The sequence below is a fragment of the Streptomyces sp. LUP30 genome, assembly GCF_001746365.1.
Taxonomy (GTDB): domain Bacteria; phylum Actinomycetota; class Actinomycetes; order Streptomycetales; family Streptomycetaceae; genus Streptomyces.
This window is the reverse complement of sequence record NZ_MJAJ01000036.1, coordinates 22177-44179: the sequence shown is the minus strand read 5'-3', so window position 1 is coordinate 44179 and position 22003 is coordinate 22177. Positions and strand designations below refer to the sequence as shown.

Annotated in this window: 21 protein-coding genes and 1 pseudogene; 9 read left to right on the top strand and 13 right to left on the bottom strand. The window is 74.4% G+C overall.

The genetic code is table 11. The features are described 5' to 3' along the window. Window position 1 precedes the first annotated feature (1 nt). Entirely contained in the window at window positions 2–775 is a 774-nt protein-coding gene (locus BG482_RS26185; RefSeq protein WP_069771598.1) for a class I SAM-dependent methyltransferase, read from the top strand. Here the strand turns inward: BG482_RS26185 and BG482_RS26180 are convergent. From BG482_RS26180 to BG482_RS26155, 6 genes are all read right to left on the bottom strand, one after another. Beyond that, window positions 756–1505 carry a GntR family transcriptional regulator gene (locus BG482_RS26180; protein ID WP_069771597.1) on the bottom strand — a complete coding sequence of 250 codons (750 nt, stop codon included), beginning with the start codon at window positions 1503–1505 and terminating at the stop codon, window positions 756–758. The genes BG482_RS26185 and BG482_RS26180 overlap by 20 nt on opposite strands. A 168-nt stretch (window positions 1506–1673) precedes the next feature. Next, window positions 1674–2840: a serine hydrolase gene (locus BG482_RS26175; protein WP_069771596.1), complete on the bottom strand. Its 1167-nt coding sequence runs from the start codon at window positions 2838–2840 to the stop codon at window positions 1674–1676. 221 nt (window positions 2841–3061) lie between these two features. Beyond that, window positions 3062–4030: an acetylxylan esterase gene (locus BG482_RS26170; protein WP_069771595.1), complete on the bottom strand. Its 969-nt coding sequence runs from the start codon at window positions 4028–4030 to the stop codon at window positions 3062–3064. Between the two features lie 85 nt (window positions 4031–4115). Beyond that, the gene (locus BG482_RS26165) at window positions 4116–4703 is read right to left on the bottom strand and encodes a hypothetical protein (RefSeq protein WP_069771594.1); all 588 of its coding nucleotides are present in this window, start codon (window positions 4701–4703) and stop codon (window positions 4116–4118) included. Window positions 4704–4861: 158 nt separating this feature from the next. After that, on the bottom strand, window positions 4862–5596 hold the full coding sequence (locus BG482_RS26160) for a ferredoxin reductase (RefSeq protein ID WP_069771638.1): 735 nt from the start codon (window positions 5594–5596) through the stop codon (window positions 4862–4864). Between the two features lie 55 nt (window positions 5597–5651). Beyond that, on the bottom strand, window positions 5652–6257 hold the full coding sequence (locus BG482_RS26155) for a sulfite oxidase-like oxidoreductase (protein WP_069771593.1): 606 nt from the start codon (window positions 6255–6257) through the stop codon (window positions 5652–5654). Between the two features lie 222 nt (window positions 6258–6479). Here BG482_RS26155 and BG482_RS26150 point away from each other — a divergent pair, with 222 nt between their 5' ends. Together BG482_RS26150 and BG482_RS26145 are read left to right on the top strand one after the other, a co-directional pair. Then, window positions 6480–7412: an NADP-dependent oxidoreductase gene (locus BG482_RS26150; RefSeq protein WP_069771592.1), complete on the top strand. Its 933-nt coding sequence runs from the start codon at window positions 6480–6482 to the stop codon at window positions 7410–7412. Beyond that, window positions 7409–8170: a GNAT family N-acetyltransferase gene (locus tag BG482_RS26145; protein ID WP_069771591.1), complete on the top strand. Its 762-nt coding sequence runs from the start codon at window positions 7409–7411 to the stop codon at window positions 8168–8170. The genes BG482_RS26150 and BG482_RS26145 overlap by 4 nt, the downstream gene beginning before the upstream one ends. Before the next feature lie 22 nt (window positions 8171–8192). Here the strand turns inward: BG482_RS26145 and BG482_RS26140 are convergent, their stop codons facing one another. Continuing rightward, window positions 8193–8633 carry a MarR family winged helix-turn-helix transcriptional regulator gene (locus BG482_RS26140; RefSeq protein ID WP_069771590.1) on the bottom strand — a complete coding sequence of 147 codons (441 nt, stop codon included), beginning with the start codon at window positions 8631–8633 and terminating at the stop codon, window positions 8193–8195. 246 nt (window positions 8634–8879) lie between these two features. Here BG482_RS26140 and BG482_RS26135 point away from each other — a divergent pair, with 246 nt between their 5' ends. Continuing rightward, a complete protein-coding gene (locus BG482_RS26135) occupies window positions 8880–9698 on the top strand; it encodes a putative protein N(5)-glutamine methyltransferase (RefSeq protein ID WP_069771589.1) in 819 nt (272 codons plus the stop codon). Here BG482_RS26135 and BG482_RS26130 read toward each other — a convergent pair. After that, window positions 9691–10434 carry a hypothetical protein gene (locus BG482_RS26130; RefSeq protein WP_069771588.1) on the bottom strand — a complete coding sequence of 248 codons (744 nt, stop codon included), beginning with the start codon at window positions 10432–10434 and terminating at the stop codon, window positions 9691–9693. The two genes, BG482_RS26135 and BG482_RS26130, sit on opposite strands and share 8 nt — an antisense overlap. A 105-nt stretch (window positions 10435–10539) precedes the next feature. After that, window positions 10540–12606, bottom strand: a complete 2067-nt coding sequence (locus tag BG482_RS26125) for a SpoIIE family protein phosphatase (RefSeq protein ID WP_069771637.1) — start codon at window positions 12604–12606, stop codon at window positions 10540–10542. Window positions 12607–12848: 242 nt separating this feature from the next. Between BG482_RS26125 and BG482_RS26120 the strand changes: the two genes are divergently transcribed. The 4 genes from BG482_RS26120 (at window position 12849) to BG482_RS26105 (ending at window position 16985) form a co-directional block, all read left to right on the top strand. Next, complete coding sequence (locus BG482_RS26120; protein WP_069771587.1) at window positions 12849–13751, top strand: hypothetical protein; 903 nt, start codon at window positions 12849–12851, stop codon at window positions 13749–13751. A gap of 133 nt (window positions 13752–13884) precedes the next feature. Beyond that, window positions 13885–14253 carry a hypothetical protein gene (locus tag BG482_RS26115; protein WP_069771586.1) on the top strand — a complete coding sequence of 123 codons (369 nt, stop codon included), beginning with the start codon at window positions 13885–13887 and terminating at the stop codon, window positions 14251–14253. Between the two features lie 131 nt (window positions 14254–14384). Beyond that, window positions 14385–16400 (top strand): FAD-dependent oxidoreductase, encoded by a 2016-nt coding sequence (locus BG482_RS26110; RefSeq protein WP_069771585.1) that lies wholly within the window; start codon window positions 14385–14387, stop codon window positions 16398–16400. Between the two features lie 30 nt (window positions 16401–16430). Further along, on the top strand, window positions 16431–16985 hold the full coding sequence (locus BG482_RS26105) for a PadR family transcriptional regulator (protein ID WP_069771584.1): 555 nt from the start codon (window positions 16431–16433) through the stop codon (window positions 16983–16985). Between the two features lie 6 nt (window positions 16986–16991). On the opposite strand, the gene BG482_RS26100 is transcribed toward BG482_RS26105, so the two are convergent. The 4 genes from BG482_RS26100 to BG482_RS26085 form a co-directional block, all read right to left on the bottom strand. After that, window positions 16992–17531, bottom strand: a complete 540-nt coding sequence (locus BG482_RS26100; protein WP_069771583.1) for a hypothetical protein — start codon at window positions 17529–17531, stop codon at window positions 16992–16994. A 169-nt stretch (window positions 17532–17700) separates the two neighbouring features. Beyond that, window positions 17701–18654, bottom strand: a complete 954-nt coding sequence (locus BG482_RS26095; protein WP_069771582.1) for a fibronectin type III domain-containing protein — start codon at window positions 18652–18654, stop codon at window positions 17701–17703. Window positions 18655–18997: 343 nt separating this feature from the next. Continuing rightward, window positions 18998–20557, bottom strand: coding sequence for a hypothetical protein (locus BG482_RS26090; protein WP_069771581.1), 1560 nt, complete (start codon window positions 20555–20557; stop codon window positions 18998–19000). A 125-nt stretch (window positions 20558–20682) separates the two neighbouring features. Further along, window positions 20683–21093, bottom strand: coding sequence for a signal peptidase I (locus tag BG482_RS26085; RefSeq protein WP_069771580.1), 411 nt, complete (start codon window positions 21091–21093; stop codon window positions 20683–20685). A 197-nt stretch (window positions 21094–21290) separates the two neighbouring features. On the opposite strand from BG482_RS26085, the pseudogene BG482_RS26080 reads away from it, so the two are divergent. Next, window positions 21291–21992 (top strand): annotated as a pseudogene (locus tag BG482_RS26080) (glycoside hydrolase family 75 protein); the annotation flags it as partial. Window positions 21993–22003: the final 11 nt, after the last annotated feature.

Genomic DNA, 22003 nt, shown 5'->3' with positions numbered 1-22003 from the left:
GATGTTCAGCCCCGAAGGCCCCACCCTGCGCGAACTCGCCGTCCAGGCCCTGTCGTCCGTCGAGCACGGCTACGACCTCCTGGCGCCGAAGTTCGATCACACGCCCTTCCGCACCCCCGACTCCGTCCTGGACGCGGTCGCCTCGGCCCTGAAGGAGTCCGGCCCGTACGACGACGGCCTCGACCTGTGCTGCGGCACGGGCGCCGGGGCCGACGTCCTGGCCACGGTGTGCCGCACCAGCGTGACCGGTGTCGACTTCAGCGCGGGCATGCTCGACGTGGCACGCGGGCGGACACCCGCGCCGGGCCCGCGGGTGTCCTGGGTACGGGCGGACGTGCGGGCCCTGCCGTTCACGGCCGCCTTCGACCTCGTCGTGAGCTTCGGGGCGTTCGGCCACTTCCTGCCCCGCGAGCTGCCGGGCCTGTTCGCCCAGGTGCACGGCGCGCTGCGACCCGGGGGGCGCTTCGCCTTCCCCGTCCTCGCGCCGCCGCGGCCGTCCTCCCCGGCTTTCTGGATGCTCCTGGGCTTCGATGCGGCGATGCGTGTGCGCAACGCCGTGTGGCGGCCTCCGTTCGTGATGTACTACCGGGCCTTCCGGCTCGGCGAGGTGCGGCGCGCCCTGGAGGACGCCGGGTTCTCCGTGGCCCTTCGCGCCCTGCCCGAGTTCGGCGCGAGGGGAGACGGCAGCCCGCGGGTGCGGATGGTCGAGGCCCTGCGGATGCCCGACGGCGACGGTGACGGCGAGGTCGCAGACGTCACGCCGCCGGGAGCGTGAACGCGTAGACCAGCGCCTCCCGCCGGGCGTCCACCACCAGATCGGTGATCTCCAGGGGGCGCGCGTACTGGTCGTGCACCTGCCGGGTCACCCGCATCGAGGGGGCGTCGTCGAGTGGGGTGATCAGATCGCGGTGGTGCAGGGTGAGACCGGCCCGCCGCATCCAGTCGTAGGCCCGCCGCAGCTCCGGGGCGGCGTCGGCGCGGTCGCGGTAGCGGGCCAGTTCCTCGACCTCGGTCAGCGCCACCGCGGAGAAGGACGTGACGGCCGTGCGCAGCCCCCGGCCGTCGGCACGGGCCGACTCGTAGCGGTGCACCAGCGTCGGCCGACGCGGAGCCAGCCCCAGCGCCTCGGCGTGCCCGGGTGGGGGCGCCTCCCAGCTGACGGCGGCGCGGGCCACCGCCGAGGGATCGTCCGCGGGCCGTGCGCCCACGGGGAAGGCCAGGAACGACGCCGTGCCGAGCGGCCCGTCCGGCAGGGCCGCGTGACTGCCCCGCCGGTCGGTCTCCACCAGCCCGTCGCGGCGCAGGACCTCCAGGGCCTGCCGTACGGTCTCCCGGCTGACGTCGAAGTGTGCGGCCAACTTCCTTTCGCTGGGAAGCCGTTCGCCGGGCGCGAGGGTGCCCTCGCGCAGTTCGCCGAGCAGCCTCTGCGCGATGCGCCAGTACAGCGGCCGATCCTCGGAGTACGGATGGACGTGGTCGGTGGTGGGGATGGTGCTGCGGGCCATGCCGCGCGCCTCCTGTCGGTGACGTGCCGTGTCCGTTCGGACTCGGTGCGCCACCAGATCTAGCATTGGTCTAAACCAGCAGGGAAGGGCGGACCGGCGGATCGGCCGAAACCGGTCCGCCCCGCATCCGCCCCTCCGCCCCGCACCGGGCCCCCGCCGCGACCGCGCTCACAGCGCGCCGTACAGGGCCTCGATCAGCGCCATCTTGCGCGGGTCGTCGGCGATGCGCGGCCCCATCCGGTTCATCACGTACCCCAGCGACACCCCGGCCTCCGGGTCGGCCAGTCCGCAGGAGCCGCCGAACCCGTCGTGACCGAAAGCGCGCGGGTTGGGCCCGTACGATCCGTTCGGTCCGCTGAGCCACAGCCCGAGCCCGATCTCCGTCTCGTGATCGAACCCGGACCCCAGGACCACGTCCCGGCAGGCGCCCTGCCCCTCGCGCACCCGTTCGGCCCCCTCGGGGGACAGGACGCGCCGGCCGCCGTACGCGCCCCGGCCGGCGAAGACGCCGTAGAGCGCCGCCACGGCCCGGGCCGTGCCGTGACCGTTGGCGGCCGGTATCTCCGCGGCCCGCCATCGGGGTGAGTTGGCCTCGTCCGCGCCTGCCAGGGGGTTGGTCAGCGCGGCGATGGCCGCAGGGGTGAGCCGGCTGAACATCGCGGCCTGTTCGCTCGCCGAGGCGGCCGGCGGATGCACCAGCTCCGCCGCCCGGTGGGCCTCCTTCTCCGCCAGTCCGATGGTGAAGTCGACGCCCAGCGGACCGCTCACCTCCCGCTCCAGGAAGGCCCCCGGCCGCAGCCCCGACACCCGCCGTACGACCTCCCCGACGAGGAAGCCGAAGGTCAGGGCGTGGTAGCCCGACCGGGTGCCCGGCTCCCACCAGGGCTCGGTGGCCGCGAGGCGCGCGGTGGTCAGCTCCCAGTCGTAGAGCTGTTCGAGCGAGTGCGGCTCGCGCAGCCCGGCCAGACCGGCGCGGTGGGACAGCAGGTGCCGCACCAGCACCCGCTCCTTGCCCGCGGCGGCGAACTCCGGCCAGTACGCGGCCACCGGGGCGTCGAAGTCCAGCAGTCCCCGGTCGGCGAGGATGTGCGCGCACAGCGCCGTGGGCCCCTTCGACGTGGACCACACGTTGACCAGCGTGTCCCGCTCCCACGCGCGGGTGCGCGCCGGGTCGGCCCAGCCGCCCCACAGGTCGGCCACCGTCACGCCGTCGACCGTCACGCTCACCGCGGCGCCGAGCTCGGCCCGGTCCCGGAAGTTCTCCTCGAAGGCGGTGCGCAGTGCGGCGAACCGCGGGTCGCAGTGGCCGTGGACCTGTGGCACGTGCTCGGACATGGGCCCTCCGTGGGCGGTCGGGACGTCCGGACCGCGACGGTGCGGCCCGGACCCCCCTGAACGTACCGACTGGTCGGACTGGAGGGAAGGCGATCGGCGCGGATCACCCGGGACCCGGCACGGTCACCCCGGGGATCCGGCACGGTCGCTCCGGGGGCGCCGTTCCCGTACCGGGAGTGCCGTCCCGCGTCCCCGGCGGCACGTCCGCCTCGTGCGGCGGCTCAGGCGTACGAGCGCAGCCAGCGCAGCTTGACCGCCTCCTGGTACGGCCCGCCGCCCTCGTGGTCGTTGAACTCGTACACCTCGATGGCCTTGTCCTCGTGCGACCAGGCGTTGAAGGCGGCGAACACGGTGGAGGGCGGGCAGGTCTGGTCCTCCAGCGCCGCCGAGAAGAGGGCCGGGGCCGAGCCGCGCGAGGCGAAGTGGACGCCGTCGAAATAGGACAGGGTGCGCAGCGCGTCCGCGGCGCGGCCGCGGTGCGTCTTGAGGAACAGGCCGATCTCCCGGTACGGATGACGGTCCGTCAGCGTCGCCGCTCGGGGGAAGTCGCACAGGAACGGCACGTCGGGCGCGACCGCCGCCAGGTCGGGCACCAGACCGCCCACGGCGATCGTGATGCCGCCGCCCTGGCTCCCGCCGACCGCCACGGTCCGCGAGGCGTCGGTCAGCGGATGCGATCGGGCCGCCTCGACCGCGCGGACCGCGTCCGTGAACACCCGTCGGTAGTAGTAGTTCTCGGGGGCGTCGATGCCCCGGGTCAGGAAACCGGGGTACGAGGGCGCGCCGCCCACCGGGTCCGCGGTGCCGCCCCCGCCGCCCCATGCGCTGCCCTGACCGCGGGTGTCCATGATGAAGTGCGCACGGCCCGTGGACGCCCACAGCAGGTGCTCGTGCGGCAGTCCTCGGCCGCCGCCGTATCCGACGAACTCCACGACCAGGGGCAGCGGTCGGTCCGCCTCGGCGGGCAGCGTCAGCCAGCCCTTGACCGGGTGGCCGCCGAACCCGGCGAACGTCACGTCGTACACCTGCACCGTGGTCAGACCCGTGTCGACCGGCTCGAAGCGCGCGTCCAGGTCGTGCTCGCGGGCCTCCTGGAGGGTCTTGGACCAGAACGCCTCGAAATCCGCGGGCTCGGTGGAGGCGCTGCGGTACGCGCGGAGCTCGTCGCCGGACAGGTCGAACAGGGCCATGAAGGACCGCCTTTTGTCAATTGCCCATACGAATGATCACACCGTACGGGGGCGAGGGAGGCGTCACCAGACTGCCTCGCACGCTTCAGGCGGGCCTGCGCCGGGTCCACTCCGGTTCGGTGCGCTCCCACTCCCGTTCCCACTCGGCCAGCCGGTGACGCATCGCCACCCGGCGGACGGCGACGTGCCCGAGCAGCACCGAGGCCGCCGCGCCGCCGGCCACGCAGACGCCCAGGGTGAGCGTGTGCTGCCAGACCATGGTGTCGTTCGGCGGCGGCGCGACGCTGCGGCCGTGGTCGTCGAACCAGACGTCCACCACGTCACCCCGGTGTGTGCCCTCCGGCACCCGGGCGGTGGCCGTCCGCGCGTGTTCGCCCGGCGGCGTCCACCGCACGCTCACCGCGACCGTCTGCTGTCTGCCGCCCTCCACGGCGGGCATGGTCTCGGGCGGGCGGCCGACGACCTGCGCGCTCACCCGATGCCGGTCGGCCCGCTGCCGGACCGCGGCGGCCTGGGCGTCGTCATGGGCCCAACGGCCCGCGAGCGCCCCGGCCAGGGGCGCGGCCACCAGCAACAGCACGGCGACGACCAGCGCCGTCCACGCTTCGACGACATCCGACCGGCGCCGCAGCGGATTGTTCCGCCGACGCCAGCCACGCACCCCGCTTCGCATGTCGACCTCCTCGCCGTCACGCGTACGAGTGCCCACCGGAGGGAGGTACTCCGTTCGGAGTACATCGTTTCACGCATCGTGCGCGACGGCCCCTCGACAGCGCCCCGGACAAGGCCCCGGGCGCGGTCCTGAGGGAAGGGCCGGCCGTCCGGCCCGGGTCAGCCGAAGCGTTCGATCCTGATGCGGTCCACCGGCTGCCCGGCCTCGACCAGCAGCCGTGACGCGTGTTCGGCGAACCCGTTCGAGCCGCACACGTACGCCTCCCAGCCGCCTGCCGGTTCCTCGGCGAGCAGCGGCGCCAGGTGCTCTGCGTCGAGGCGGCCCACGGGCGCGCCCCTGGGCGCGCTCCGGGTGAACACGCGTGTCGTCTCCGCGCCGAGTTCGCGCGCGTAGATCAGTTCCTCGGGACCGCGGGCGGACACCACCAGCCGCAGCGGCACGTCGAGGCCGCGCGCCCGGTGGTGGCGGACCATCGACATCAGCGGGACGACGCCGGACCCGGCGCCGACCAGCAGCGCGGGCCGGTCGCCGGGCCAGGCGAAGAAGCCGCTGAGCGGGCCGCGCACCTCGACCTCGTCGCCCGGCCGGGCCGTCGTGTGGAACCAGCCCGAGACCTCGCCGCCGTCCACGTGGTCCAGCGTCAGCTCGATGTGCCCCTCGTCGTCGGGCGCGGACGCGATCGAGTAGTGGCGCTGGGCGGTGTAGCCGTCGGCGGCCGTCAGCCGCAGCATCAGGTGCTGGCCGGGCAGATGCCCCGCCCAGGCCGGCGTCGCGAACCGGAAGGTGGACGCCAGCGGGGTCTCGCGGCGGATCTCGGTCAGCGTCGCCGTCTGCCACTCGGAGGCCGCCCGGCCGCTGACCGCGATCCGGCCGGGCACGGCGAACCGGGTCACGGGTGTGAAGGTCCCGGACGGGGGAGCGGCGGCCCGGGACGGGGCGGCGAAGACCTCAGTCACCGGAGTACCTCTGTTCCTCCCACGGGTTGCCCCGCGCGTGGTAGCCGTTCCGCTCCCAGAAGCCGGGCTCGTCGTGGTCGAGGAGGCGCAGGCCCGCGATCCACTTGGCGCTCTTCCAGAAGTACAGGTGCGGCACCAGCAGTCGCGCCGGACCGCCGTGCTCGGCCGCGAGGGGCTCGCCGTCGTGGTCGAAGGCGATCCAGGCGCGTCCGCCGGTCAGGTCGGCCAGCGGCAGGTTCGTGGTGTACCCGGTGTGGGAGTACGCCACCGCGTGGGTCGCGGTCGCCTCGGGGCGTACGGCCGCCAGGAACGCGTCCAGGGAGACGCCCCCGAACCGCACCCCGAACCTCGACCAGCTCGTGACGCAGTGGATGTCGCCCTCGTAGGCGGACTCCGGGAGCGCGTGCGCCTCGTCCCAGTCCCAGGTGCGGGGCGTCCGCACCAGCCCGTCGATGCGGAAGGTCCAGTCGGCGGGCGCCAGGTCGGGTGTGACCTCGGCGGACAGCACGGGCCAGTCGTCGCCGGCGTCGTACTGGCCGGGGGGCAGCCCCGGATCGGCGACGCGGGGGCGGCCGGTGAAGCCTCGGGTGACGTTCATGCGGTTCCAGCGTGAAGGGCGGCGGTTGCTTGCGCAGTCCACCGTACGTGCAAGTCAGGGGCGCCCCGCACCGGGTCCGCCCGTCGATCGTCAACGCCGTGTGAACGCTCCCGCGGGCGGGGAATAGGGCCCGGCCGCGCACCCTTGCACGTGTCGTCCCCGAACGTCCGGCGGGTCCGGCGGTCCGGGGACGGCGGACACCGGCGAAGGAGAGTGGGAGCAATGCCGAAGGCGTACGTCTTCACCCGGTACGGCGGCCCGGAGACCGAGGCTCTCGTCGATCTGGAGCGGCCCCGCCCCGGGCCGGGCCAGGTGCTGGTCGCGGTGCGCGCGGCGGGCGTGAACCCCGTCGACTGGAAGCAGCGCACGGGTTTCCTGCGCCCCGGCGAGAGCGGTGAGCGGGCGTTCCCCGCGGTCCTGGGCAACGAGGCGTCGGGCGTCGTGGTGGAGACCGGGGCGGACGTCACCGGGTTCGCGCCCGGCGACGAGGTGTTCGGCTCCGCCGTCGCCGGCAGCTGGGCCGAGTACGTCCTGCTGGCCGCTGCCGTCACCGCGCACAAGCCCGCCGAGCTGTCGTTCACCGACGCGGCGACCCTCCCGGTGGCCGCCGCGACCGCCTACGACGGAGTCCACCAGCTCGGCCTGTCCGCCGGGGAGACGGTGCTGGTCACGGGTGCGGGCGGCGGGGTGGGCGTCGCCGTCGTGCAGATCGCCCGGGCCCTGGGGGTGCGTGTCGTGGGCGTCGCGGGCGGGGGCAAGAAGGACCTGCTGGAGTCGCTGGGCGCCGTTCACGTGCCCTCCGGCCCCGGCTGGACGGACGCCGTGCGGGCGGTCGCCCCCGAGGGCGCCGACGGCGTCTACGACCTCGTCGGCGGCGAGGTGCTGCACGAGGCGGCCGGGCTGGTGCGGGACCGCTCGCGGCTGATCACCGCCGGGGCGGCGGCCGAGGAGGTGGAGCGGCTGGGCGGCGCACGGGTGGCGCGCGCCCGCGACGCGGCCGTCCTGCGGGCGGTGGCGGACCTCGTCGTGCGCGGCGACCTGGACCCGCACGTCACCCGGAGGTTCCCGTTGGAGCGGGCCGGCGAGGCGCTGCGCGAGGTCGAGAGCGGTCACGCCCGGGGCAAGGTCGTCCTGGAGACCGGGGCGGGCGCGTGAGCGCGGCCGGGTACGCGCCGGGCGAGGGAGCGAGCGGCGGGGTCGGGCACGTGCTCGACCATCCCGCGCTGGCCGCCCTCACCGGTCCGCACGCGCACTTCGCCGAACGCCGGGGGCGCGTCCTGCGCTACCCCGTCGACGTGTCGCCCTGGCTGGCGATGCCGGCCGAACCGGACGCCGACGACTGGGCGGACGTCGCGGCGCTGGCCGGTCCCGGGGCGGAGGTTCCGCTGCTGGGCTTCCGGGGCGAGGTCCCGGCCGGCTGGGAGATCACCTTCCGGATTGAGGGCGCTCAGTTCGTGGACGACGGGCTGGACGCGGCCCCCGATCCGGAGGCGGTCCGGCTCGGCCCCGCCGACGTGCCGGAGATCCTCGACCTGGTGGCGCGCACCCGGCCGGGCCCGTTCGAGGCCCGCACCATCGAGCTCGGCGACTACCTCGGGATACGCCGGGACGGCGCCCTGGTCGCCCTCGCCGGCGAACGGCTGCGACCGCCGGGCTGGACCGAGATCAGCGCGGTGTGCACCGACCCGGCCTTCCGCGGCGAGGGGCTGGCGACGCGGTTGATCCTGGCCGTCGCCCACGGCATCCGGGAACGCGGCGACACGCCGTTCCTGCACACCGCCGCGGACAACGCGAACGCCGTCCGCCTCTACGAGTCCCTGGGCTTCCGCCTGCGCCGACGGACGGCGTTCCTGGCCGCCAGGACGCCCGAGCGGCTGGGAGAGGGACGGGCGGCGGCGGTCCCGGTGCCCTAGGCGTGCTCTCCGGGGGCGGAGCTCAGTCGCCGTCCGGGGCGCTGCCGGGCCAGGCGTTGTACCGCACCAGGTACTCCGCGAACCGCTCCAGGTCCCCGGCCGGCCACTCGGCCAGGCGCTCGTGGAAGGCGGCGCGACGGCTCTCGGTGACCTGGGCGAGGATGCGCCGTCCGGCGTCGGTGAGGTGGAGGACCTGGACGCGGTGGTCCTGGGGATCCTGGCGCCGGTCGATCAGGTCGGCGCGCTCCAGGGCCGCGACCTGACGGCTGACCGTGGACTTGTCCAGGGCGTAGTGCGCGGCGAGGTCGGTGGCCCGGCAGCCGTCGCTCTCCTCCAGGTGGCCGAGCAGCGTGTACGACACCAGGGACAGCTCGGGATGCAGCCGGCCCGCCGAGGCGCGGGCCCGCCGGGCGAAGCTCGTCATCTCCCGCTGGATCGTCTCCACGGCGTCGGCTGCTTCCACCGGCCCTCTCCTCCCAGATCGCTCAGTTGTATAATACAACTTCAATGCCGGGGATGTCATGAACAGCGGGCGGGCGCTGGGGTAGGGTGGCCGTCGGCCGCGGAGGTTCCCGGTCGCGCGAGGCCGGGAGGTGAGACCCATTACCGCTGTGTCAGGTCGGGTGCTCTCCTCTCGTGACGGCGTGGACCGCCGCGCCTAGGCGATCGCGGGAGCGCTCTTCGGCTTCTCGAAAGGCTCCTCGGCTCCATGCCTCCCCTCACACCTGCCGCTTCCGCGTCCCCTTCGCGGCCCCCGTCCTCCCGTGACGCCCTCGTCCTCGCCCTGCGCGCCGCCGGGTGCGTCTTCGCCGAGGAGGAGGCCGAGCTGATCCTCGAAGCGGCCCCCACCGCGGACGCGGCCGCCGCCATGGCGCGACGCCGTGCTGCGGGCCTGCCCCTCGAACACGTCGTCGGCTGGGCCGAGTTCCACGCACTGCGCGTCGGCGTCGAACCGGGCGTCTTCGTGCCCCGCCGCCGCACCGAGTTCCTCGTCGACGAGGCGCTCGCCGCGGTGCCGCACGCGTCGGTGGTGGTCGACCTGTGCTGTGGCTCGGGGGCGGTCGGCGCCGCCTTGGCCGCCTCGCTCGGGCCCATCGAGCTGCACGCCGCGGACATCGACCCGGTGGCGGTGGACTGTGCGCGGCGCAATCTCGCCGAGTACGGCGGACACGCCTACGCCGGCGATCTGTTCGCGCCGCTGCCCGCCCGGCTGCGCGGGTGCGTCGACATCCTGGCCGCCAACGTGCCGTACGTCCCCACCGGCGAGGTGCCCCTGCTGCCGGCCGAGGCCCGGGAGCACGAGCCGCTCACCGCCCTCGACGGCGGCGACGACGGACTGGACGTGCTGCGCCGGGTCGCCGCCGGGGCGCCGCAGTGGCTCGCCCCCGGCGGGTGCCTCCTCGTCGAGACCAGCGAGCGCCAGGCCCCGGCGGCCGTGGAGGCGTTCACCCGCAGCGGTCTGACCGTGCGGGTGGCGCGGGACGAGGAGCTGTCGGCCCATGTGATCCTCGGGACCAGGCTCAGGTAGCGGCGCCGCTGCCCGTGGGGCCGGGGGAGCGGTTCTGGCCCCCGCGGTCCCACGGGCCGTGCCCGGGGAAGCCCCCGCGGTGGTCGTGGTCATGGTCGCGATTCTCCCGGCCGCGGTCGCCGAAGGAGCCGGACAGGACCCGATCGGCCGTGTTCGTGTCCCCGGAACGTGTTCCGACGACGAACACGGTGTCGCCCTTCTTCGGCGCGGCGGCCCCGGAGCCGGAACCTGAGCCGGAGGCGCCGTCGCCGAAGACGCGTGTGTCCGAGCTCAGCGTCCACGTCCACGAGACGCCGTCCTCGCTCTTGACGGTGAGGCGGGAACGGTCCGCCTTCTCGACGGTGCCCCGCTGCCAGACGCGGACGACCCAGTCGCCGGTGCCGCGGTCCTTGACGGTCGCCTCGCCGTGGGCCGCGTCGCCGAGACCGGACCATGGTCCGCCCCGACCGTGCCGTCCGCCGGGCCCCTCGGAGGAGGAGGCGGAGGGCGACGCGGACGGCGAGCCGCCGCCGGAGCCGTTCGACGTGGCCGCGTAGGCGACGGTGCCGCCCAGTGCCAGGACCGCGACGGCCGTGGCCGCGACCAGCGCCCGCGCGCGGGACGGGCGGCGCCGCCACGGGGCGCCTGCCGGGCCGCCCTCGCGTGCCTCGGCGCCGATGGCCTGACCCGGGAGCGGTTCGCCCTCGGGCGGCCGCTGCGGGCCTTGCGGTTCCTGCGGTTCCTGGGGCTCCTGCATGGCGGCTCACTCTCCTCGGCGACGAACGGCGACGCCCTTGTCGCACCTGTCTGTGATTGTCCGAGGAGCCGGATAAGGAAGCGGTAACGGGAACCTGTGAACCGGCTATCCGGCGGTCAGCGCCCGTGCCACCAGCAGGGCGACGTCGTCCTGGTTGTCCGGGTGGTGCAAGGCCTCCAGCAGCAGGTCGCACAGCTCCTCCAGGGGCCGGGTGGGATCGTCGAGCAGGGCCAGCAGCGCTTCCAGGCGCTCGTCCAGGGAGTGGGTGCGGGTCTCCACCAGGCCGTCCGTGTACAGCACCAGCTGGTCGCCGGGGGCGAAGTCGACGTCGGTCGTGGAGAACGCCACCCCGCCCACGCCCAGCGGCACGCCGGTCGGCAGCTCCAGCAGCTCCGGCGGGCGGCCGGGGCGCACCCGGACCGGCGGCAGATGCCCCGCGTTGGCGATCCGGCACCTCCCGAGCCGTGGGTCGTGGACGGCGTACACGCAGGTGGCGATGGAGTGGTCCAGGCCCTGGGTGATGCGGTCCAGGTGTTCCAGAAGCACCGCGGGGTCGAGGTCGAGCGAGGCCAGCGTGGTCGTCGCCGTGCGCAGCCGGCCCATCGTGGCGGCGGCGTCGATGCCGCTGCCCATGACGTCGCCGACGACGAGCGCCGTCTTGCCGTCCGGCAGCGGGATGACGTCGAACCAGTCGCCGCCTACCTCCGTGGTGGCGCCCGCGGGCTGGTAGCGGGAGGCGACCTCCAGGCCTCCGGTGACCGACGGATGGCTCGGCAGCAGACTGCGCTGGAGGGTGAGCGCGGTGGTGCGGGCGTTCTGGTACCAGCGGGCGTTGTCGATCTGCACGGCCGCGCGGGCCGCCAGTTCGCGGGCGAGCAGCAGATCGTCGTTGCTGAACGTCGCCCGGTTGCGGGTCCGTTTCAGGTCCAGGGCGCCCAGCACCTCGCCCCGCGCGATGAGCGGCACCGCCAGGTAGGAGTGCACGCCCGCCCGGGCCAGCAGGGCGGCCGCCTCCGGTGAGCTGGCGATGCGGGCGAGGTCGGCCTCCTCCACCTGTGCCAGCATGACCGGCCGGCCCGAGCGCACGCACTCGGTGACGAGCCGGTCGGGTGCGTAACGGGCCACCTCTCCGGGCCGGTCGGCCGCCCGCAGCGCGTCCGGCTCGTCGGCGGCCAGCACCGCTAGGGCGCGGATGACGGCGGGCTCGGCGGGCCCGAGGCTGGTGCGCCGCCCCGCCACCACCGCGTCCAGCAGATCCACGGCGGCCACGTCCGCCAGTTCCGGCACGGCCACCTCGGTCAGTTCACGGGCGGTGCGCTCCAGGTCCAAGGTGGTGCCGATGCGGGCCGAGGCGTCGGCGACCAGCGCGAGCCGGCGGCGCGCCGCCTCCGCCTCGACGGCCGCCTGGTGCCGGTCGGTGACGTCCCTGACCGAGACGGCGACGCCCAGAACGGTGCCGCGCGCGTCCTCCAGGCGGTACAGGGAGCACGACCAGGCGTGGTCCTTCTGCGGGTCGGCCGGGGTGCGTCCCGCCAGGTAGCGGTCGACCAGCGGTTCACCCGTCCGCATGACCTGGCGTGCCGCGTCCTCCAGGGCGTCGGCGTCCAGCGACGGCAGCACCTCGCGCACCGTGCGTCCGAGGTGGCCGGAGGCCGGCACGCCGTTGATGCGCTCCAGCGCCGGGTTGACCGACACGTACCGCAGGTCGGTGTCGAGCACGGCGAGGCCGGTGGGGGACTGCGCGACCATTCGGGTGGACAGGGCCAGGTCGCGTTCCAGCCGGCGCACCGTCGTCTGGTCGGCGGCCAGTCCCAGGGCGTAGACCTCGCCCCGGTCGTCCATGAGCCGCATGTTGCGGAACTCCACCAGCACGGTGGTGCCGTCCTTGCGCCGGACGGGGAACGCCCCCGCCCAGCTCTGGCCGGTGGCCATGACGTCCGCGAACAGCTTCACCACCACGTCGACGTGCCGCTCGTGCACCATCACCCGGGCCGCGTACCTGCCCAGAGCCTCCGCCGCCGAATAGCCGAACAGCTCCTCTGCCTGAGGGCTCCACAGCGCGATACGGCCGTCCGTGTCGAGAACCACGGAGGCCACGTTCAGCACGTCCAGCAGGCCGCTGGGCCCGGTGGGGCCGCCGTCGTCGCCCGTGGACGATCCGCGTGCGCTCATGCCCTGCACCGCCTCCGCACCTCGGTGCGGCACGTCGTCCCCCATGCCGGCTCCCCCTGTTCTCTCGCGTTCAAGCCATTTCTCCCACGCCCGGACACCCCTCTCCATGGTCCTCCAGTACGGCTCGGCGCGCCGTTCTCCTCAGGGTCCGCCCCCGTCCATCTGATTGGTCTGTACATGACCACAATCACGGGCCAGACTGTGCGCCGAGCGCGCCCCACCCCCCCTTCACGAGGAGACCCATGCCCCTGCGCCCCGTCCGCCGTCGCGCCTCCCTGGCCGGCGCCGCCCGCACCGCCCGCGCCTCCTTCCTCGCGCTGGCCGTCGCGACCGTCACCGCCCTGTCCGCGGCCCCGCAGGCCGCCGCCGCGGACGCCTGGACCGAGATCGGCTCCGACCGGGCCGACCCGCTGACCGAGAGCCAGGGACTGGCCTCGGTCGAGGTGCCGGCGGGCGGCGCCAACCGCTACACCGGCATCGGGACCATCCCCCTGTCCGTGTCGGTCCGGGGCTGGAACCACGTCGGCGACCCGGACGCCACCTACGGCGGCTACTACGTCGAGCCCTACCAGAGCGACTCGAAGGGCTCGAAGATGTACCGGGTGCAGGCGCCGGGCGGCGCCTGGTCGGAGTACGTCCACGCGCTCGGCCCGGGCGAGGCCCTGAACAACTCCTGGGTCGCGATCACGCCGGACAGCCAGTGGATGCTCTCGGGCGAGTGGGGCACCATGACCCGGTTCCTCGTCTTCCCGACCCCCGGCGCGAACGCGAGCACCTCGCCCTCCGCCGATCTGCCCCAGGCGTCGACCGTCCGCCTCGACCACGCCGTGCGCGACGTCCAGGGCTGCGACTTCACCGGCCCGACCACCCTGCTGTGCTCCTCGGACGACCCGGCCGGCACCCTCTTCGGCGTCACCAAGCCCCTTCTGCAGATCGACCTGTCCGCGCAGCCGAACGGCGGCTCGGACGTCACCGGCCATGTGACGGCCCTGCGTCAGCTTCCGCTGCGCAGTTCCTGCTCGGGCTCCTTCGAGGCGGAGGGCGTCGACTACGACCGCCGCAGCGGCACCCTGCGCGTGATCGTCGTCTCGCCCGGGTTCTGTGTGCTGACCGACAGCAAGACGTACCGCTTCACCCGCGGCTGAGCCCAAGGCCGGCGGCCGCTCGCGCCGTCGGCCCGTCGCTGGTCCCGATCGGAAAGGGATGTTCTGCTGGGGATGTGGAGCGCTTCGCGGGGAACCCGCACAGCCGCGCCACCCCACGAGAGGAGCGATCACGATGGATCGCGAGCGATCGCACGAGGAGTCCGTCTCCGTCGAGATCAGCGGATGCAGCAAGGAGGACGCCCGGATCGTGTTCGACGCGCTCAACGCGTGCTTCGAGTCCGACCGCGACAGCGGCGAGGAGCCGCAGCAGCTTCACGAGTCCCGCCCGATGGTGTGGCTCGGGACCTTCGAGGTCACCGAAGCGCGCGAGTGCGCCGAACCGGCCCGGCTCTCGTCGTCCGTCGAGGCCGACGCGCAGGGCAGCTACTGGGCGATCGAGCGGCTCCGCTCGACGCTCGACTCGGTGTTCTCGGTACGCGACCTGTCCTCGGCCTCCGGCGACCAGGAACGGGAACTGCACGTGCTGCTCGAAAGCCGGTGAGCACCTGAACGGGTGAGCCGGTGAGCCGGTGACCTGCGGCACATGGGCCAGGCCTCATTGTGCAACTAGTTGCACAACCCGTGTGCGGTCCTCTAGAACTGAGGGACTACCGCCGCGCACGGAGGCCTGCCATGAGCCGTTACCCCCACCTGCTGAGCCCGCTCGACCTGGGCTTCACCACGCTGCCCAACCGCGTCCTGATGGGCTCGATGCACATCGGCCTGGAGGAGGCCGAGCGCGGCTTCGAGCGCATGGCGGAGTTCTACGCGGCCCGCGCACGCGGCGGAGTGGGCCTCATCGTCACCGGCGGCATCGCCCCCAACGACGAGGGCCGGCCCGGCGAGGGCGGCGCCAAGCTCACCACGGACGCGGAAGCGGAGCAGCACCGGCTCATCACCGACGCCGTGCACCGCGAGGGCGGCCGCATCGCGATGCAGATCCTGCACTTCGGCCGGTACGCCTACCACCGGGAGCTGGTCGCGCCGAGCCCCCTGCAGGCGCCGATCAGTCCCTTCGTGCCCCGCGAGCTCACCGACGCCGACGTCGAGCGCACCATCGACGACTACGCCCGCGCCGCCCGCCTCGCCCGGCGGGCCGGCTACGACGGCGTCGAGATCATGGGATCCGAGGGCTACCTCGTCAACGAGTTCATCGCGGCCCAGACCAACCACCGCACGGACCGCTGGGGCGGCTCGTACGAGAACCGCATGCGCTTCCCGGTGGAGATCGTGCGACGCGTGCGCGAGGCGGTCGGCGAGGACTTCATCGTCGTCTACCGGCTGTCCATGCTGGACCTGGTGCCCGGCGGCTCGACCCTCGACGAGGTCGTCACCCTGGCGAAGGCGGTCGAGGCGGCCGGCGCGACGATCATCAACACCGGCATCGGCTGGCACGAGGCGCGTATCCCCACCATCGCCACCTCGGTACCGCGCGGCGCCTACACCTGGGTGACGAAGAAGCTCATGGGCGCGGTCTCCGTGCCCCTGGTCACCACCAACCGGATCAACACCCCCGAGGTGGCCGAGGAACTGCTCGCCGACGGCTGTGCGGACATGGTGTCCATGGCCCGCCCGATGCTCGCCGACCCCGACTTCGTCAACAAGGCCGCGGCCGGCACGCCCGAGGCCATCAACACCTGCATCGGCTGCAACCAGGCCTGCCTCGACCACACCTTCAGCGGGAAGATCACCTCCTGTCTGGTCAACCCGCGCGCCTGCCACGAGACCGAGCTGGTCCTCGCCCCGACCCGGCTGCGCAAGCGCGTCGCGGTCGTCGGCGCGGGGCCCGCGGGCCTGGCGTGCGCGGTGGGCGCGGCCGAACGGGGCCACCACGTCACCCTCTTCGACGCGGCGAGCGAGATCGGCGGCCAGCTGAACGTCGCCCGCAAGGTGCCGGGCAAGCAGGAGTTCGACGAGACGCTGCGCTACTTCCGCCACCAGCTCGACGCGCACGACGTGGACGTACGGCTCGACACGCGCGTCACCGCCGAGGACGTGGCCGACTACGACGAGGTCGTCGTCGCCACCGGCGTCAGCCCCCGCACCCCCGACATCCCGGGCGTCGACCACCCGAGCGTCGTCGGCTACCTCGACGTCCTGCGCGACGGCGCGCCCGTCGGCGACCGCGTCGCGATCCTCGGAGCGGGCGGCATCGGTTTCGACGTCGCCGAGTTCCTCACCGACGGCGGCGACAAGACGAGCGAGGACCCGGCGGCCTACTTCCGCCAGTGGGGCGTCGACATGGACTACCAGGGCCCCGGCGGTCTCGCCGCCCCCGAACGCCCCGTCCCGCCGCGCACGGTCCACCTCCTGCAGCGCAAGACCGGCAAGGTCGGCGCCGGCCTCGGCAAGACCACCGGCTGGATCCACCGCACCGAGCTCAGGCACCGGGGCGTCACGATGGTCCCGGGCGTGCGCTACGACCGCATCGACGACGCCGGACTCCATGTCACGGTCGGCGAGCAGAGCACCGTCCTGGAGGTCGACACGATCGTCCTGTGCACCGGCCAGGACCCGCGCCGCGACCTGTACGACGCCCTGGTCGCGGCCGGCGGCTCCGTGCACCTGATCGGCGGCGCGGACGTGGCCGCCGAACTGGACGCCAAGCGCGCCGTGCAGCAGGGCACAGAGCTGGCGGCGGCACTGTAGAGGCCTCGGGACCGTCCCTAGGATGACGTCATGTCACTCCCGCACGCGATCCTCACCGCCCTGCTCGAGCGACCCTCGTCGGGGCTGGATCTGACCCGCCGTTTCGACAGGTCGATCGGCTACTTCTGGTCGGCGACGCACCAGCAGATCTATCGCGAACTGGGACGGCTGGAGGGCGAGGGCCACATCCGCGCCCTGCCCGCCGAGCAGCCGGCCCGCGGGCAGAAGAAGGTCTACGAGGTCCTGCCCGCGGGGCGCGCCGAACTCGCGCGGTGGACGGCGGCCGCCCAGGACCCGAAGCCGCACCGGGACGCCATGCTGCTGAGGCTGCGCGCCGCCGCGGTCGTCGGCACCGCGGGCCTGGAGGCCGACCTGCGCCGCCATCTGGAGCTGCACCGGCGGCAGCTGGCCGAGTACGAGGAGATCGAGAAGCGCGATTTCCCGCCCGGCGAGGACAGCGCGCAGGCCAGGCTGCAGCACCTGGTCCTGCGCGCCGGCATCGAACTGGAGACCTTCTGGACGCAGTGGCTCACCGAGGCCCTGGCGGGGCTGCCCGCCGCGGTCGACCGGCCCGAGGGGCGGTGACGGGCCTCAGAGCCGGTACGGCTTCGAGCGGCGGCGCAGGAACCAGGCCGCCGCGATGGCGCCCGCCCCCACCAGCGCGCCGCCCACCGCCATGGTGACGGTGCCGTAGTCGCGGGCCGCGCCGCCGAGCCCGCCCATCACCCCCCGCGAGGGCGAGGCCGTCGCGGAGATCGTCGGGGTGGACGGGGCGGAGACGATCACGGACTGGGTGCCGGCGGTGTCGCCGCGCGAGCACATGACGACGACGGTGTACGTCCCCGGGGAGACGGCCGACCAGGCGGCGGACTGCCCGGCGGCCGTCCCCGACAGGGCCACCTGACGGCCCTGCGAGAAGCTCGCCTGGCCGCGGGTGAGCAGCGCCGCCGTGCCCCAGCTGCCGTTGATCTGGGTGCAGGAGCCGGTCACGACCGACACCGTGGATCCGGTCGTGCTGACGGAGATGCCCGAGGCCCGGGCGGCGGCCGGCCCGGAGGCCAGGGTGAGGGGCAGTGCGGCGGCGGCTGCCACGGTCAGCCCTGAGCGGACGAGGAGACGGGAAGTGCGCATCGGATGTCCTCCGGCGGCGGCACGGTTGGCGGTACATCCCTTGCGCCGCCGAGGATCGGGTACGCCCGTGCTGCCTCAGGGTCAGCCAATGCGCCTCGCGTCCGCCCCGCACCCGGGCTGCCCCCGGGCAGGTGACGGATTCCTCCGGACGGCCCATGCGCAGGCCCGCTCACCCGCTCTCGCCCGTCGTCACCGTCCGCTCCGCCGAGAACGCGCCCCAGGTGCCGTCCGGCAGGCGCGCCCGCAGGCGCACACGCCGGCCGACCCCCGCCTCCCGCCCCGCGTAGAAGCTGTACGCCGCCCTCCCCCGGGGCGGGGCGCCGCCCCAGACCAGCGAGGTGGCCGGCCGCCCGTCCAGCTCGACCTGGTACTCCGTGACGACGCCGTCCACCCGTGGCGGCGTCCAGGCGAGGTCCAGGTAGTAGGCGCCGTCGGCGAGACGGACGGTGGCCCGGAAGTCGCCCGGCGCGGTGTCCGGCCCCTCGTCGTCGCCCGGCGCGGTGGTGAGGCGCACGGGCGGGCCGGCGGAGGAGACGTTGTCGGCCGCGTCGCGGGCCCGCACGGTGAACGCGTAGCGGGTGTGCGGCCGCAGTCCCGTGACGACCGTCGCCGTCTGGCCGCCTCCCACGCTGTGGATCTTCACGCCGCCCTGGCAGACGTCGTACGACACCACCGCGCGGTCGTCCGTGGACGCCGACCAGGACAGCTGGACGGCCCGGCTCCCGACCGCCCGGCCGGTGACCCCGCCCGGCGGGCTGGGGGCCGAGCGGTCCGCGGCGGCGGCCGGCGTGGTGGCCCGCACCTCCCGGCTGCGCGGGCCCAGCCGCCCGTCGGCGCCGCGGGCCCGCACGGTGAAGACGTACGCGGTGGACGGAGCGAGCCGGACGACGTCCAGCATGTGCGCGGAACCGGACACCTCGCCGGCCTTCTTCGCGCCCCGGTACACCTCGTAGCCGCTGACCTCGGGGTCGGCGGCGACCGCGTTCCACATCACGTGCACGCTCGTCGCGCTCCCGGCCCGGGCGCTGACGCCGGTCGGCGCGCCGGGCGCCCGCCCCTCGTCGGAGCCGCCGTCGACGGCGCAGCCGCACGCCAGGACCGCCACCAGCCCGCTTCCCGCCATTCCCAGCGCAACACGTCGCACGGCTTCGCCTCCCGGCCCGGCACGGCGGCAATGGTCCGGACCAATATGGCGTGCTCGCGCCGGCACATCAAGAGGGCGGGACGGCCCTCGGGGCCGCCGTTGGCGACCGCGCTCGGACGTTACGTATGCTGAAGCTCCTCGCGGCTGAACTCTCCCTGAGGGCTCGGAAGTTCAGGCCGGTGGCGCGGACCGCTGTCGTCGCTGATCCCGCGCCGGCGGAGTCGCCCGGGGGCCCGGAGCCGAGACGGCCGCCGGGTCCCCGGCCTCCTGCCCGGCCCCCTGACGCTCCGCCCCGGACGGCGGTCGGCCCGGCGCGGCCCGGCTAGCGGAGGGGACAGGTGAGGGGCAGGACGCGCTCGGCCAGCCGGCCGGTGAGACCGGCGCCGCTCAGAGCGGCATCGGTGAGCCAGTCCGCCGCGATCAGCAGATCCACCGCGTGCGGCAACGCGTCGGGGCCCACCGGGCACCAGGCCGCGAGCGACTCCAGGCCGACGCCCTCGCCGCCGGGTCCGAGCCGTCCGTCGGCCTCGGTCCGGGTGGCCAGCGTCAGGGCGAGCAGCCGGGCCCCCGCGGGAGCCTTGGCCTTGCGGAGCTTCTTGTCCGAGACGACCCTCTGGGCCCAGCCGCTGAGCTTGGGCCGCATCTTCTTGCCGAACGCGAACGGTCCCGCGTCGTCCTCGTGCGGGACGAGGGACGGGACGGTGACCGGGGTGGGGTTCTCCGGCCGGGAGGCGAGCAGGTCCGCCACCGTGCCGGGGATGCGGAGCCAGCCACACCCGGTCAGCTGCTCGACCAGGCCCTCCGGGTCGGTCAGGCCCAGCGCGGTGACGTCCTGCCCGACGAGGTTGCCGGAGCCGGTGTGCGCGGTGCGCAGGGTCAGCATCACCGTCAGCAGCCGTGCCTCCGGACCCGGCAGCGGGCTGTGGTCGCCCACGTGCGCGAGGACGGAACGCGCGTGCTGCCACTGCGACGGCGCGCTCAGCAGGCGGGCCACGGTCGGCCCGTCGGCGTCCGCGCCGCCGCCGGTGCGGTGCCGGTGCTGGGAACGGGCGGCGGCGGCGGCCTGCTCGGCGCGCCGGGCCTCCAGCCGCAGATTGACGTCGTCGGTGACGTCGGCCCAGGTGAGGAAGGCGCGGGCCTTTCGGTCGTGCAGGTCGGCGAGGAGCGCCAGGTCGGGTTCGGCGCGTTTCTGGTAGGCGCGGAACAGATCGCCGAGCTCGACGAGCTCGTCACGCAGGACCTCGGGCTGAAGGTCGTGGGGGACGATCCGCTGAGCGATCTTCCCGGGCGGCCGCCGGTGCCGTACCGGGGCGGAGCGAGGAGACGGCGCCGGACGCGGGCCGGCGCCCTGGGGGGCGACGTCGGAGAACCGGGGCGCGCCCGCGGGGGCGGCCGACGGCCGGCCGGCCGGGGCCGGGACGCTGATCGTCGGGCCGGAGGGAGCGGGCGCGCCCGGGCCCGCCGCGGTGGTGACGATCTTGGCGCCCGGCATGGCCGCCGCGCACCGTGAACAGCACTCCAGAGCCTGCCACCAGCGGCCTTCCCGGTCGGTGAGCACGGCCAGGACGACCGCACCGCCGCACCGCCAGGGCTGGGCGCGCGGCTGCCGGTCGGCGGGCCGGACGTGGGTGTGGCAGCTCTCCGCCCGGCACGCGCAGTACGCCTCTTCCCGAGGCGCCGCAGCGGCTTTCAGGTGAGCCTTCAGGTGGGTGACCGCGGCCGCACGGCCGGCGGCCGCGGACGGCAGACGCTGCTGCTCACAGGACGGGCGACTGCACGAGACCCGCACCGCGGCGCTGCCCCGCTCGGCGGCGTCCAGGCGCACGGTCCATCGACGCCCCAGGACACGCTCGTCCAGTCCGCTCGCCGCAGCCTCGGTCATCGTGCACTTCCTCCCGTTTCCCATGTGCCCAACGCCCGCGCCGGCCCCGGCGTCACGGGCAGGGCGCGTCAGCGGGGCTCACGGTATGCGGCAGGCGGCCGCGGCGGCGGCGAAATCCGCCTCTCTCACCCGAACCGGGGCAGGGACCGTGCCGCCTGGACGGGATCGTCCTCATCGCTCACGCGGTAGCCGGGGACGGAGGGCCAGCGGACCGTCAGCACCACGGACTCCTCCTCCGCGAACCAGGAGTGGTCGACGCCGTGGCCCCACACGACGTAGTCCCCCTGCCGGGCCAGGAGAACGCTGCGCCCGGGCAGTTCCACCCGGAAGCGCCCGCTGATGAGGACCAGGAGGGCCGTGCGCTCTTCACCGGTCACCCACTGAGCCCGTTCGTCGCCCCGTGGGTGGACGCCCCATTTGATCTCCACGTCCTCGCTGTGCCGAGGATCGGAGGCGTCCTTGAAATGCCCCAGCAGCCACCCGCGGTCCAGCGCCGCGTCCTGGCCCGCATTGCCCACGTACACACTGTCGCTCATGGCTCGGCAAGGTAGCAGGGGGGCGTCCGGGCGCGGCGAGCTCGCCCCAGGGCCGCCGCCTGCTCCTCTTACGCCTCCCCGGTGGCCGCGCACCGCGCGTCGTGCACCGTACGGCCCCCTCGAAGTGGCCGCGTGGTGAGGTCGACACCAGATTGTTCTGAGTGTCCGTCAACCTCCTCACGAGAGGGTCCCGCATCGTGCGCGTCAAGTCGCTGACGCTGGCCGCGGCCGGCCTGGCCCTGCTGGCCCCGGCCACCCCCTCCGTCGCGGCGCGCCCGGCCCCGGCCGCTGCCGGAGCCTCCCCGTCCCGGCAGGAGGGCTCCGTGCGCGCCGCCGACCTGCTGGCCCGGGTCCGGGACTGCACCCCCGTCTCACGCGGCCGATACCGCACCGATGACGACGCGCCCGCCACGGTCCCGGTCTGCGGCACCGACGAGGCGGTCTTCTGGACGGCCGACATGGACATCGACTGCGACGGCAGCCCGAGCCTGCGGTGCAACAGCAGCACCGACCCGCTGTTCTCCGGCGCCACCGCCTACCAGCAGTCCGACGGCCGCTATCTGAGCGCCGAGACGCTGCCCTACATCGTGGTGCCCGGGGTCAGCGCGCTGTGGGACTACCGTGCCCACGGGGTGGGCGGGGGATCGGTCGCGGCCGTCGTCTACGGGGACCGGGTCGAGTACGCCGTCGTCGGAGACATCGGGCCGCGCGAGATCATCGGCGAGGCGTCCTACGCCACCGCCGTGGCGCTCGGCATCCGCCCCGACCCGCACGGCGGCGGAACGCCCTCGGGCGTCACGTACATCGTCTTCAAGAACGCCCGGGCGACGCCGATCGAGAGCCACGCGTCCGCCGTGGCGGTGGGGGAGCGGTTGGCACGGACGTTCGTCCGGGGAACGAGCGCCGCCGC